Consider the following 11,866-nt stretch of genomic DNA (forward strand, 5'->3'; position numbering starts at 1 on the left):
GTCAGTCTGTAGAGCGACCATAAGACCAGAACAGAGTAAATCTGTTAAGGCAGGTGCGGAACCCCGCAAGGGAAAGAAGCAGAAACCCAAATCGTGAGGTTTGGGAATCACCGTCCGTTTACGGCGGTGAGGATGTCAACCGAGGAAATAGTGGCCAGGAATTTTTGCCAGATGCGATCGCTCGGAACCGCCCAATCGGTATTCCAGTTATTGCGAGTGATATCGACACCGAACACAGTAGGAACGGTCGGTTGAGAAACGGTCTTGGTTACTTGGTTTCCTTGACCACCGATCAAAGGTATCGGGACGCAGGTTTCTGAGGCACTAAGGGGCAAATTTAAGGCAAGGACAAGCGATAAAGTACCAAGCCAAGTAGGACGAAAAAGCATCAGCAAAACCTCGATAAATTAATCTGGGAGATTTTGATTCTATATTATTGAGTATCTCTGAATATACTATCTTATGTCAAGACATTAACTATTAATAAAAAACAATAAATACAGGGATTTAATAAGTGGAATTGATATATCTTCAGATGAAAATAATCAGCTAGGGTTTTTGACCAGAATAAATTGCTAATTATTGCGAATATGAATATCTTGTTGCGGGAAGGGAATCTCGATAGCCTGTTGAGTAAACCGCTCAAGAATAACACAATTAATATCACTAATTACTCGCTTTTTCCCGTTAATATCATCCAACCAGAACTTTAATTCAAAGTTTAAACTAGAATCACCAAAATTAAGAAAAAAGGCTACTGGTTGCGGGTTTTGAAGTATGTGAGGATGTTGATTAGCAATGTCTAGCAATAAATTCATCACCTGTTGTGCGTTAGACTGATAACCAACTCCGATAACAATTGAACAATAAATCAAGTTATCACTACCCGTATAGGTGGTGACATCCTCAGTAAAAAACTTTTGATTGGGGATAATTTTTTCGGAATTATCCGTGAGGATTTGCACTGTTGTCGCTCGAATACCTAGCTTTTTTACCTGAGAAGTTTGCCCTTCAATATTAATGATATCACCGGGTTTGAGAACTTTTTCAAATAATAGTAAAATACCGCTAATAAAATTACTTACTACTTGCTGCAGACCGAAACCAATACCCACCGATAAACCGCCAGTAATTGCCGCTATTGCCGTGGCATTAACTCCCACATAACCCAAGATGAGAATAAAACCTAAGACAATGAAAAAATAACGTCCTAACAGCAAAGTTGCTTCAATTTCACCGCGACTAGCTTGCTGATTTAAATTAGCAACACTCAGAATTATAGTCTCTATAAGATCAACAACAATTACCAGAAAATAGGGAGCTATTATCAAAATAAATATGCTTCCCAATGTGATCGGACTATTGAATAAATTGAAAGGAGATACTTGGGCGATTTCCTGAATATTATTGTAGAAAACAATAATGGTTCTCAGGAGAAATAACACCAATAAAGGTGCTAAAAGACGAAAATGATAATATTTAATTGTATTGACGGAAAACTTGGCGTATAGTCCAGCTAATAAACCACGATAAACTAAATAAAACCACAGGAGTTTTATAGATAAACTAATCATTCCTCTTGTCCAATTTTGACTGAAAAAAATTAGATAATTTAAGTCAAGTAAAATTATACTAATAACTGGAAAATTAAGAAACTGTATCAGGATAGCAAAATATTGACGGAGGGTTAATTTTTTATCACTGTGAATAAAACTGGTGACGTGAGGAAATCTTTTTTCTAAGTAAGACCATAACCATTTTGACAATAACCAAGCAAGAATTAAACAGAGAAAAATAATCATTAATTGATTTTGAACATTTCTGCGTCCTAAAAATAATAATTGGTTAGCAATTATTTCCGAAAGAGAGGGAATATTGTTGTTCATAATTAATTTATTTTCCCGACTTCCTCAGCAAGATCTGATTGAATATAAAGTGTCAGTTGGTGGGCTGCTGTTGAGGAAGATATTTCACCAGCGATCGCTCTTTCATACCAAAATTCTCCCTCTTCTAAAATTTTATTCAACTTTTCCCAATCATCGAGAGGAACTGCCACGGCATTGTGAGATTGTTGTAATAATACTGATTCGATCGGTAGTAAATTTCCTTCGATCTGTACCCGTCGATTAGTGGGAATAAAACTTTCTGTTTGGATGATTGCTTGCAATTGTTGTTCGGGATTGGTGAGAAATTTTCCTAAAGCTAATCCCAAACTATTTTCATTATCACTATTATTACGATTGAATACCATCACCCGTGTATAGAGAATTGGTGCTGCTTTACCTTGAGTGTCTTGGGGAAGTAAAGCGACTCTGAGATCATCTTGGAGGCTGTTTTTTAAATCGGCAATTTCAATAGAATTACACACATAATAGGTTAAGCGGCCTCTAGCAAAGGCCTCATGAAGTAATTCCCGTTGACGATTGAGGATAAAATTAGGCTGTGACGAGGCAAATTTTAGCCATTCTAGCCATTTTGCCCAACCATCCAAGCGAGGTTGCAGCCTACCCTGATCATCCCACAAATAGCTGCCAAAAATTGCCATTCCCCAAAAAGTATCTTCAAAAGAGGACACCATCCCCACAGAATAACCTTTGCGGGCACGTTCCACTAATCCCTCTAAACTGGTGGGAGGTTGCTTCAGCAGCGGATCGGTACTAACTTGTAATTTTTTTTGATTGTAACACAGTACACGAGTACGAGAACCTAAGGGAATCCCATAGATTTTTCCTTGATAGCTAACTTGTTTCAGGGTTGGGGGATTATAGATAGATAAATCTAGATTTTTTCGGTCAATTTCCCCCAGTACCCCTTCAGATACTAATCTGGGTATATTTCTCGAAAAAATTAGAATAACACTTGCACCTAATCCGCTTTGAGATTGTTTAAAAAAACGTTCGGGTATCTCATCGATAGGAATAGCTTGTTCAAGAATTGTCACCTGCGGATTTAATTTTTCAAACTCTTGCAAACCGAGACCTAGTACTTCAGTTAAATTGCCCTCTTCTGGATACCAAACCAAAAGGGTTCCTTGCCGTTGCTCCGATGATTGGTTAGGAAGATCACTAAAACAAGCATAAAGAAAAATTGGCATGAAGATAAAAAGCAATAGGAACGATATAATCATCCTTGCTTTTTTACTTCTCCAAGCAGTTTTAACTCTGAGCCTTAGGGATTGCATCGCTCGTGATCCTTCAAAAATATTGCCATAGATCCATAGTACATGAAAAGGTGACTAATAATCCTTATCAGAAAAATAATTAACATGGTCTTTTGTCAAGAGCCACCAGTATAGCAACAATCCCAGTTAAAAATTTGTGCGAGTTAAACTGCTGACCTATCTAAATTATCTGTTAAGACCAGATGAGAGCAGGGAAAGAGCCAGTTTCCTAGTTGGTTTTATAACACTATAACACCCAGTTTAAATGGGTAACAGCTTAGGGAAACTGTGCTTAGTATGAGTAAAATTCCTGTTATTAATAATTATGTCATGACGAGAGAGTGATACCTGCATTAACTTTACTGTATCAACCATGATCCCACCGAAGCGATCTTTACTATATAATCATGGTATAAGAAACCTCCACCCCAAATATTGTATTTCAACCCAAACACCAAAGGAGTTAAATATGACTGAACCTTTAAGCGCGATTGTGTTGGTAACGTTGGCAATCCAGGAGTTCGTTAAATCAGGTACAGGAGATTTGGCCGAGCGTTTTACGGCGGAGACTGTGGCGAAAATTTCTGTATTATGGGGAAAGATTAGGGATCGGTTAACGGGAAAATCGCTCAATGTCAATGAAGCATTAGCTAAATTAGAAAGTGGGGACAGCACGGCCATTGAAACTATCACTAAAAATTTGGATGTGATTTTAGACGAAGATTCTCTTTTTGCTGAAGAGTTACGAATTTGGGGACAGGAAATTTAAGCAGGGAAAATCAGCCAAATTGGTTTAGATAACTTGGAAGCAGGAGAAATAAATGCTGAAATTGAGCAACCGGTAAAAGGAAAAACAACGACTAAAACAGAACAAATTGGCACAAAAGGGATAAGAGTTACAGGAAAAGCAACTATTAAAATTAACCAAAAGATTGATTAGGAGACAAAAATGTTAGAAGATCAAGCCCAAGCACTCAAGTCTATTGTTAAAGAGGTTCTGCATGAGTTATTATTGCAGAAACGGGAAACTTTAACAGATGTAATTTATGAAATGATAGAGGATATGGTTCTAGCCAAAGCAATAGAAGAAGGTCTTGATGATGAAAATGTCAGTCGAGAAGAATTTTTTTGGTTACATCGAGTAAGTTTATGACTACGAAGATTCGGAAAGATCAAGTACAGAAACCAGAAGCCTGTTCCACGGGGTAGGTATTTTGCCAGTTTATAGGCTATAATCTTATTAAAGATAAAACACAGATTAGGAGACAAAAATGTTAGAAGATCAAGCCCAAGCACTCAAGCCTATTGTTAAAGAGGTTCTGCATGAGTTATTATTGCAGGAACGGGAAACTTTAACAGACGTAATTTATGAAGTGATAGAGGATATGGCTCTAGCCAAAGCAATAGAAGAAGGTCTTCATGATGAAAATGTCAGTCGAGAAGAAATTTTTTCTTTATTAGCAGAGTAAATCATGCAAGTTGAATTTCGTCGCCTTTTTTTTCGAGATTTAGGTGCTATCAAGGATCGTAAGCTACGACAACGAATTGAAGCTGTCATTGTGGAGGTAGAAGCGGCCAATAATCTAGCTGAGTTAAGAAATATCAAAGCTATTGAAGGCCACCCTAGTTACTATCGGATAAGAATAGGAGATTACCGCATAGGTATTTATGTTGAGGAGAATATGATTGCTTTTGTCCGAGTTTTACACCGTAAAGAAATGTACCGTTATTTTCCCTAAGCCATGAACGACAAACTCAAGCAAACTAGAATTAAAGGTTATACGTTAATCTTATCAAAGATCAGGTACAAGAACTAGAAGCCTGTTCCACGGGGTAGGCATTTTGTTATTTCACAGGCTATAATCTTATTAAAGATAAAACACAAGAACCAGAAGCCTGTTACACTATCTAACAATTAATTAAGTGCCATTTATTAGCAAGGAGTTGTATCATGGAACCTTTAACTCTATTGGCTACAGGATTCACGATTATTTTAGGGGGAGCGTTGGCTCGTGTGGGGGAGCTTGTCTTAGATGGTTTCCTTGAAAAACTGATAAATTTAATCGCAGTCAAGTCTCCTGATACTTTAAAAAAGTTGCAATCGGCTAATCAAAATCCTGCTTTGTTACCTGAAACCATTGAGGTAATGGCGACTTTACTGGAAGATCCAGAAATACAAAAAGTTGCAGAACAAGTGGTTAAGGAAAATGAATCTAATCCTTACGTTATTAATATGATGAAAAATGTTGGAATTGTTAATCAAGGAACAATTCATAATCCGACTTTTCACTTCACCTGACTACAGTCGCCTGTTGAGGATCAGGTCAAACAAAACCTTCACAATTTACCCAATAGTGGGGTTGCAAAATTTGTTGGACGTGATGAAGTTTTAAACCAATTAGCAACCCAATTACAGGAAGCTAACCGCGTGGCGATTTCGACGTTGACGGGGATGAGTGGCGTTGGTAAATCGGAATTAGCGTTACAGTATAGTTGGCGGGAATGGGAAAACAAAACCTATCTAGGGGGAATTGCTTGGTTAAATGTAGCGGAAAGTGATCCGGGTTTGAGTATTTTAACCTTTGTTCAGCTTCATTTAAGATTAATTTTACCGACGGAAGGGGAATTGGTAGAGCGGATTCGTTTTTGTTGGCATAATTGGTTCAAGAATGAGCAGGATCAAGCCTTAATTATTTTTGATGATGTGCGTCGCTATGAACAAATAAAAGACTATTTACCGCCTCAAGGTGAAAAGCGGTTTAAGGTAATTATTACGACTCGTAATGAACAGATTGCTCGTAATTTTAATCCGATTGATTTAGAAGTCTTAAGTCCTGATGCGGCGGTAGAATTGTTAGCTTTCTTTTTACCCAATGCGGTAGTAAATAACCAAGAAAAAGCCAGAGAATTAGTCAAATGGTTGGGGTATTTACCGTTAGGGATTGAGTTGGTGGGACGCTATGGACAGTATATGAGTTGTGAGTTAACAGAACTTTTAGCACAGTTACAGGCGCAAAAATTAAAGGATGAGAGTTTACAATTTCCCCAAAATGCTTTTATGACGGCTCAAAGGGGGGTAGCGGCGGCGTTTGAGTTGAGTTGGGGGGAGTTGAGTGAGAGTTCTCGATTAGCAGGAGAATGGCTCAGTTTATTTGCAGAAAGTCGGATTAATGAAAAGTTAATTTTGTCTTTGTTTGAGGAGAGATACCCCCAACCCCAACCCTTAAAAAGGGGAGCTATAGAGAGATATTTTCCGACATTTTCACGCTGGTTTGGTCTATCTAAATCGGTTTCTGCGTCTATTGATCCGCCTGATTTACCGATACCGACTAGGACTGATTTACGACATTTGGTAAATTTAAACTTGCTAAATGATGTTGATAGTCAGAACTATGAGTTGCATACTTTAATTCGGATGTATTTGCGCGATAAGTTAGAAGCATCTGCGTTTAAGGAGCAAGCAAAACGAGCCTATTGTCAGGTGATGGCAAGAATTGCTAAAGATATTAAGAAGTACACCTTGACCTTAGAAGACGTTGCTAATTTAGAACCGGATATTGAGCATATAAAAGTTGTCGCAGAGGAGTTAAATCAATGGTTAGATAATGAAGATTTAGTTGGGTCTTTTGTTGGTTTAGGTCGTTTTTATGAAGCGCAGGGAATTTATCAGCAAGCAGTTCCGTATTATGAACAATGTTTAACCCTGAGTGAACAACGCTTAGGCAAAAATCATCCTGATGTGGCGACCAGTCTCAACAATCTGGCGGTTCTTTATAGCCATCAAGGGAAATACCCAGAAGCAGAACCACTCTTATTGCGAGCGCTGGCGATTCGGGAAAAGCAATTAGGAAAAGAGCATCCTGATGTGGCGTACAGTCTTGGTGGTCTGGCGGGTCTTTATCGCGATCAAGGGAAATACGCAGAAGCAGAACCTCTTTATCAAAGAGCGCTGGGGATTCGGGAAAAACAATTAGGAGAAGAGCACCCTGATGTGGCCAACAGTCTTAATGGTTTGGCGAATCTTTATTGTGCTCAAGGGAAATACACAGAAGCGGAACCTCTCTATTTGCGAGTGCTGGAGATTCGGGAAAAGCAATTAGGAGAAGAGCATTCTGAATTTGCCTATAGTCTCTGCTGTCTTGCGAATCTTTACCGCGATCAAGGGAAATATACAGAAGCGGAACCGCTTTATTTACGAGCGTTGGCGATTAGCGAAAAGCAATTGGGAGCAGAGCATCCTGATGTGGCGTTAAATCTCAACAATCTGGCGGTTCTTTATAACTCTCAAGGGAAATACGCAGAAGCAGAACCTCTCTTATTGCGAGCGTTGGCGATTCGGGAAAAGCAATTGGGAGCAGAGCATCCTGATGTGGCGAACAGTCTCAAGAATCTGGCAAATCTTTATCGCGATCAAGGAAAGTACGCAGAAGCGGAACCGCTTTATCAAAAAGCGATTGCTATTTGTTCGGAAAAATTAGGAGAAAATCACCCCGACACTCAAACAGTAAAAAATAATTATCATCTGATGCTTTCTCAACTTCCTGATGAGGAATTAAGCCAACGCTTTCCCCCCGAAATGGTCGAAGATATCCAATCCCTCCGCCATTCCTAGATTCTTTGTAATACCTTAATAATGCTCAAACTGCAATAAAATTACTCCAGCAGATAGCAAATGCCTAAAAAAATACGAGAACTCAAGTCTATACTTCTGAAAGCAGGGTTTACCTATCGCCCCGGTAAAGGTAGTCATACCGTTTGGAGCCATCCCCGTTTAGAATATAGCTTGACCCTGTCAGGCAAAGATAGTAGCGATGCTGATCGCTACCAGGAAAAAGATGTAAGAAACGCACTTCAGGAACTAGCAAAATTAAATCAAGGAGACAACCCATGAATTATCACTATAGTATTTTTATTCAATGGTCAGAAGAAGACAACAAATTTATCGCCCATCTACCTGAATTTGGCCCTTATGCTCATACTCATGGCGAAACCTATAATGTAGCTCTGCAAAATGCTCTTGAAGTCCTAGATCTCCTTATCGAAGACTACACCGCACGCGGTCAATCCCTTCCCCTTCCCCAGGCTATTGCCGCATAGCTCAAATATTATCTATTACATTTCAGTCAGAACCAACAACCTCGAAATGAATGATGAAAACGTCTTTTTAAAAGGCGAGGTCTGGCGAGGGCGCTGGAGAGTTTTTTCGGGTCGAGGATGCCTTCGGCTCCGCCAAAGAGAGCGAGTTGCTGGTGGTGAATTGCCCTGGCTGCTTGTTCACTAATCCAGATGATTTCGCTCACTTAGCCAATTCCCGCAGAGCGTTGCGATAACGGCGGGTAACTTGAGAAGCTGCTTCCATAATTTGCTCTAATTCTGGGTCGTAGGTGGTTAACTGTACCCCGTCTGGCGTTTCGGTGACGTATATCGTATCTCCTTCTCCCACCTGGAGTTTGTCGAGAACTTCTTTGGGGAAAGAGGCTCCTAATGAGTTGCCGATTTTGCAGATTTTGAGCTTCATTTTTTTACCTCATCGTTGTTTATAGTCGCTGCGTCACTAGCGCAACAACAGTTGCAATGAGAAGCAGTACAATTAAAGATAAGCACCAGTTCAGTAACATCTTCCATTGTTTAACCGTTCATAGAACATTTTACACCATGATCTCGTAAAAGCCAAAATAAACTTCAAAAGAACCCAATGGAGTGGCAATCATTTTTTACTCTAAATTAACACTGACAAGAAAAAAATCACTATGCAAACCCAACCGCTAGAATCAAACTCAACAAACCTAATTAAACTGCGCTCTAGTCAACCAGAATCTCTTAAAGCAATGATTAAAACCGATCTGAATAATCGGCTACAGGACTTAGAAAGCGGATTACAAAAAACTCAAGCTCGCTTAAAAGAATTTGAAACTCAATATCAATGGTCAACAGAGCAGTTTGTTGATTTGTTTACCAACGATCAATTACAACACAGTGAAGATTTTGATGAATGGTTAGGAGAATCATGGATGCTTGACAAAATACAGCAAAAAATAGCCATCATTAAGGAGATTGAATTTGTTGATTGAGACTTACTTTGAGAGAATTAGAAAACTTCTAACAAACTCATCCATGATCCAAACTTTTGAACTTGACACAGAAAAACGGACAGAGAGTCTCGGTTTTATTAGAGGAAATATTACCTTTATTGACGGCTCTCGGCTCTATATTCGAGAATTTGTCGAAGTAGAGATCAGCATAAACCGAGGCAAATATTCTTACCACTATATCAATCAAAAAGGTGATTTAATTTTCCGTTATGATAATGCTCCTCATCATCAAAAACTTAATTTTCCTTCATTTCCTCATCATAAGCATGATCGACATGAAGATAATATAGTAAGCTCAAAAGCTCCTTTTTTAGAAGAAGTTTTTCAAGAAATTGAGGATATAAACAATGAATTATCACTATAGTATTTTTATTCAATGGTCACAAGAAGACAACAAATTTATCGCCCATCTCCCTGAATTTGGACCCTATGCTCATACCCATGGTGAAACCTACCATGCAGCCTTGCAAAATGCTCTGGAAGTCCTAGATCTCCTTATCGAAGACTACACTGCACGAGACAAATCTCTCCCACCTCTCCAGGCTATTTCCGCATAGCCCAAATATTCTCGGTTCAGTAATATCTCCTAGTATTTAACCGTTCATAGAACATTTTATACCATGATCTCGGAAAAGCCAAAATAAACATTATGCAAGTTACGGCTTAGATCATTACTGAAGTTGTTATATCGCCTTCTTCTCGATCAGAACCAAAAAGCCCAAAATAAATAATGAAAACGTCAGCCAAGAAACAATTTTTGCTTTATTATTAAGAGTAATCCCCACAAACCGTAAGCGATTTATGTATCAAGTCACCGTTGATTACGCCAAAGCCAACCTAGAAGAACTCTGCGATCGCACTGAAAAAGAACCCGATGGAGTAGTGATCGTTCGTGAAAATCGCAGTTATATTCTCATCACTCAAGAAGAATGGGAATCCTTAGCTGAAACCTCCGAACTCATGCAAGATTCCAAACTATTACAACATATTGCATCAGCACGACGAGAATATGCCGCAGGAGAAACCCTCACAATGGAACAAGTATTTGGATGAGAACCTACACAATTGTCTTTTCTAAACAAGCGCGAAAAGATACCGACGAACTCACCCAAAAACAAAAAGTCAAACTTCAAGAAATTTTAACTAACATAATTGCAATTAATCCCTATATTGGCAAATCCTTAAAAGGCGATTTAGAAGGCTTGTATTCCTATCGCCTAAATAGAAAAGATCGTCTGCTTTATGAAATTTATGAAGACGATCAAACTATTCTGATTATTCGTACCAAAACACACTATGGAGATTAGGTAATAGCGGTCATAACCACTGAATTCATCCCCGTTTATAATATAGCTTGATCCTGTTATGCAAAAATAGTAGTGATGCCGATCACTACCAGGAAAAAGACGGAAGAAATGCACTTCAGGAACTAGCCAAATTAAATCAAGGAGACAACCCATGAATTATCACTATAGTATTTATATTCAATGGTCACAAGAAGACAACAAATTTATCGCCCATCTCCCTGAATTTGTCTCCTATGCTCATACTCACGGCGAAACCTACAATGAAGCGCTACAAAATGCCCTTGAAGTTCTAGATTTCCTTATCGAAGACTACACTGCACGAGACAAATCTCTCCCAATTTTTCAGGTTATTTCCCCATAGCTAAAATATACTCTATTACAATCAAAACGTATTTTATCTGAGCAATTATGGCTGAATTAAGTTCAAAAATTACCGCAATTATTTATTCTGGTGAACAACAAGGATATGTGGCCGAATGCGCGGAAATTTCGGTTGTTACCCAAGGAAATACCTTGGATGAGGTGGTTAATAATCTCAAAGAAGCTGTCTTATTACATTTAGAAGGAGAAGAGCCTAGTGAGTTTGGTCTAGTTGCCAAACCTTCTCTACAGATTACGGTTGAGTTACAGCCTGAATATGCCTAAACTGAAACAACTATCAGGCAAAGACGTGATCAAGATTCTCGCTCGATTTGGCTTTACTATTCACAGTCAACGAGGAAGTCACATTAAATTGCTTTGCATTTAGCAGATGTTGAAAATTGGCCCGAACCGCGAGGAATTGATACCTATCTAGAAGCTTTGCGAGATTCGGAAGGAAAAACATTTTTTCTGACTCATATTCCACTGGAGCAAGTCTTAGTTAGGGTTTGCTGAAAAAGTTTGTTGGTGGGGTTAGGAGTCGGTCGTTTCAGGCTTTGTTGCCCTTCTTTTTTTGTACCAGTTTATGTACTATAAAAAGAATAATGCCAGGTTTTTGAATGTCCCAATCCTATATTCTGGCACTAACATCGGATTTTAACAGGTCAAAAGCCTTATTTTAAAAGGGTTTTACCATTATTCAGCCAGCCCTAAGTAGGTGGGTGGAATTAAATATAACTGGACTTCCCCCGTATAAACATACTAGCTATGGCTAAAAGTCTTACAGAGCCTGAGTTCAAGCAATGAAATACTAATGAACTACTGGACACAAAATCCTGAAGTTCTTACGCAGATAGGGTTTGAGGCAAAAATTTTCAAATTTGACCTTTAGACCATTATAGCTTGTTTCGGGGCAGAAAACCAGCAAAAACATGGCTACAGAGGGA

General features: G+C 38.8%; 22 protein-coding genes and 1 pseudogene. 18 read left to right on the forward strand and 5 right to left on the reverse strand.

What is annotated here, in order from left to right; all coding sequences use genetic code 11:
* Positions 1-107 precede the first annotated feature (107 nt).
* The 3 genes from IM515_RS02585 to IM515_RS02595 form a co-directional block, all read right to left on the reverse strand.
* A complete protein-coding gene (locus IM515_RS02585; RefSeq protein WP_287628533.1) occupies positions 108-389 on the reverse strand; it encodes a hypothetical protein in 282 nt (93 codons plus the stop codon).
* Between the two features lie 186 nt (positions 390-575).
* The gene (locus IM515_RS02590; protein ID WP_287628534.1) at positions 576-1,886 is read right to left on the reverse strand and encodes a mechanosensitive ion channel family protein; all 1,311 of its coding nucleotides are present in this window, start codon (positions 1,884-1,886) and stop codon (positions 576-578) included.
* A 2-nt stretch (positions 1,887-1,888) separates the two neighbouring features.
* Entirely contained in the window at positions 1,889-3,181 is a 1,293-nt protein-coding gene (locus IM515_RS02595; RefSeq protein WP_287628535.1) for a sugar ABC transporter substrate-binding protein, read from the reverse strand.
* A gap of 448 nt (positions 3,182-3,629) precedes the next feature.
* Here IM515_RS02595 and IM515_RS02600 point away from each other — a divergent pair, with 448 nt between their 5' ends.
* From IM515_RS02600 to IM515_RS02645, 10 genes and pseudogenes are all read left to right on the forward strand, one after another.
* Positions 3,630-3,929: a hypothetical protein gene (locus IM515_RS02600; protein ID WP_287628536.1), complete on the forward strand. Its 300-nt coding sequence runs from the start codon at positions 3,630-3,632 to the stop codon at positions 3,927-3,929.
* A 33-nt stretch (positions 3,930-3,962) separates the two neighbouring features.
* The gene (locus IM515_RS02605; RefSeq protein WP_002786730.1) at positions 3,963-4,100 is read left to right on the forward strand and encodes a hypothetical protein; all 138 of its coding nucleotides are present in this window, start codon (positions 3,963-3,965) and stop codon (positions 4,098-4,100) included.
* A gap of 9 nt (positions 4,101-4,109) precedes the next feature.
* The gene (locus IM515_RS02610; protein ID WP_002786731.1) at positions 4,110-4,313 is read left to right on the forward strand and encodes a hypothetical protein; all 204 of its coding nucleotides are present in this window, start codon (positions 4,110-4,112) and stop codon (positions 4,311-4,313) included.
* A 118-nt stretch (positions 4,314-4,431) separates the two neighbouring features.
* A complete protein-coding gene (locus IM515_RS02615; RefSeq protein ID WP_002786733.1) occupies positions 4,432-4,629 on the forward strand; it encodes a hypothetical protein in 198 nt (65 codons plus the stop codon).
* 3 nt (positions 4,630-4,632) lie between these two features.
* Positions 4,633-4,899: a type II toxin-antitoxin system RelE family toxin gene (locus IM515_RS02620; RefSeq protein ID WP_036401462.1), complete on the forward strand. Its 267-nt coding sequence runs from the start codon at positions 4,633-4,635 to the stop codon at positions 4,897-4,899.
* 212 nt (positions 4,900-5,111) lie between these two features.
* Positions 5,112-5,459, forward strand: a complete 348-nt coding sequence (locus tag IM515_RS02625; RefSeq protein WP_287628537.1) for a hypothetical protein — start codon at positions 5,112-5,114, stop codon at positions 5,457-5,459.
* Between the two features lie 93 nt (positions 5,460-5,552).
* Positions 5,553-6,008, forward strand: a pseudogene (locus IM515_RS02630) (NB-ARC domain-containing protein); the annotation flags it as partial.
* Between the two features lie 636 nt (positions 6,009-6,644).
* Positions 6,645-7,772 carry a tetratricopeptide repeat protein gene (locus IM515_RS02635; RefSeq protein WP_287628549.1) on the forward strand — a complete coding sequence of 376 codons (1,128 nt, stop codon included), beginning with the start codon at positions 6,645-6,647 and terminating at the stop codon, positions 7,770-7,772.
* Positions 7,773-7,832: 60 nt separating this feature from the next.
* On the forward strand, positions 7,833-8,051 hold the full coding sequence (locus IM515_RS02640) for a type II toxin-antitoxin system HicA family toxin (RefSeq protein WP_287628538.1): 219 nt from the start codon (positions 7,833-7,835) through the stop codon (positions 8,049-8,051).
* Positions 8,048-8,257 carry a type II toxin-antitoxin system HicB family antitoxin gene (locus IM515_RS02645; protein ID WP_287628540.1) on the forward strand — a complete coding sequence of 70 codons (210 nt, stop codon included), beginning with the start codon at positions 8,048-8,050 and terminating at the stop codon, positions 8,255-8,257. The genes IM515_RS02640 and IM515_RS02645 overlap by 4 nt, the downstream gene beginning before the upstream one ends.
* 26 nt (positions 8,258-8,283) lie before the next feature.
* Here IM515_RS02645 and IM515_RS02650 read toward each other — a convergent pair whose 3' ends face one another.
* Positions 8,284-8,460 (reverse strand): hypothetical protein, encoded by a 177-nt coding sequence (locus IM515_RS02650; RefSeq protein WP_287628542.1) that lies wholly within the window; start codon positions 8,458-8,460, stop codon positions 8,284-8,286.
* Complete coding sequence (locus tag IM515_RS02655; RefSeq protein WP_002767769.1) at positions 8,457-8,678, reverse strand: AbrB/MazE/SpoVT family DNA-binding domain-containing protein; 222 nt, start codon at positions 8,676-8,678, stop codon at positions 8,457-8,459. Before IM515_RS02655 ends, IM515_RS02650 begins: the two co-directional genes overlap by 4 nt.
* Before the next feature lie 232 nt (positions 8,679-8,910).
* On the opposite strand from IM515_RS02655, the gene IM515_RS02660 reads away from it, so the two are divergent.
* From IM515_RS02660 to IM515_RS02695, 8 genes are all read left to right on the forward strand, one after another.
* Positions 8,911-9,231, forward strand: a complete 321-nt coding sequence (locus tag IM515_RS02660) for a hypothetical protein (RefSeq protein ID WP_287628545.1) — start codon at positions 8,911-8,913, stop codon at positions 9,229-9,231.
* Positions 9,224-9,616 carry a toxin-antitoxin system TumE family protein gene (locus IM515_RS02665; RefSeq protein WP_502846560.1) on the forward strand — a complete coding sequence of 131 codons (393 nt, stop codon included), beginning with the start codon at positions 9,224-9,226 and terminating at the stop codon, positions 9,614-9,616. Before IM515_RS02660 ends, IM515_RS02665 begins: the two co-directional genes overlap by 8 nt.
* Positions 9,600-9,809, forward strand: a complete 210-nt coding sequence (locus tag IM515_RS02670; protein WP_287628547.1) for a type II toxin-antitoxin system HicB family antitoxin — start codon at positions 9,600-9,602, stop codon at positions 9,807-9,809. Before IM515_RS02665 ends, IM515_RS02670 begins: the two co-directional genes overlap by 17 nt.
* Before the next feature lie 244 nt (positions 9,810-10,053).
* Complete coding sequence (locus tag IM515_RS02675) at positions 10,054-10,305, forward strand: type II toxin-antitoxin system Phd/YefM family antitoxin (protein WP_002751948.1); 252 nt, start codon at positions 10,054-10,056, stop codon at positions 10,303-10,305.
* Positions 10,302-10,559, forward strand: coding sequence for a type II toxin-antitoxin system mRNA interferase toxin, RelE/StbE family (locus tag IM515_RS02680; RefSeq protein WP_002786744.1), 258 nt, complete (start codon positions 10,302-10,304; stop codon positions 10,557-10,559). Before IM515_RS02675 ends, IM515_RS02680 begins: the two co-directional genes overlap by 4 nt.
* Positions 10,560-10,710: 151 nt before the next feature.
* Positions 10,711-10,920 (forward strand): type II toxin-antitoxin system HicB family antitoxin, encoded by a 210-nt coding sequence (locus IM515_RS02685; RefSeq protein WP_190721418.1) that lies wholly within the window; start codon positions 10,711-10,713, stop codon positions 10,918-10,920.
* 47 nt (positions 10,921-10,967) lie between these two features.
* Entirely contained in the window at positions 10,968-11,204 is a 237-nt protein-coding gene (locus IM515_RS02690) for a type II toxin-antitoxin system HicB family antitoxin (protein ID WP_190721416.1), read from the forward strand.
* A complete protein-coding gene (locus IM515_RS02695; RefSeq protein WP_223211819.1) occupies positions 11,197-11,307 on the forward strand; it encodes a type II toxin-antitoxin system HicA family toxin in 111 nt (36 codons plus the stop codon). Before IM515_RS02690 ends, IM515_RS02695 begins: the two co-directional genes overlap by 8 nt.
* Positions 11,308-11,866: the final 559 nt, after the last annotated feature.

The sequence above is a fragment of the Microcystis sp. M44BS1 genome, from assembly GCF_020244875.1.
Lineage (GTDB): Bacteria > Cyanobacteriota > Cyanobacteriia > Cyanobacteriales > Microcystaceae > Microcystis > Microcystis panniformis.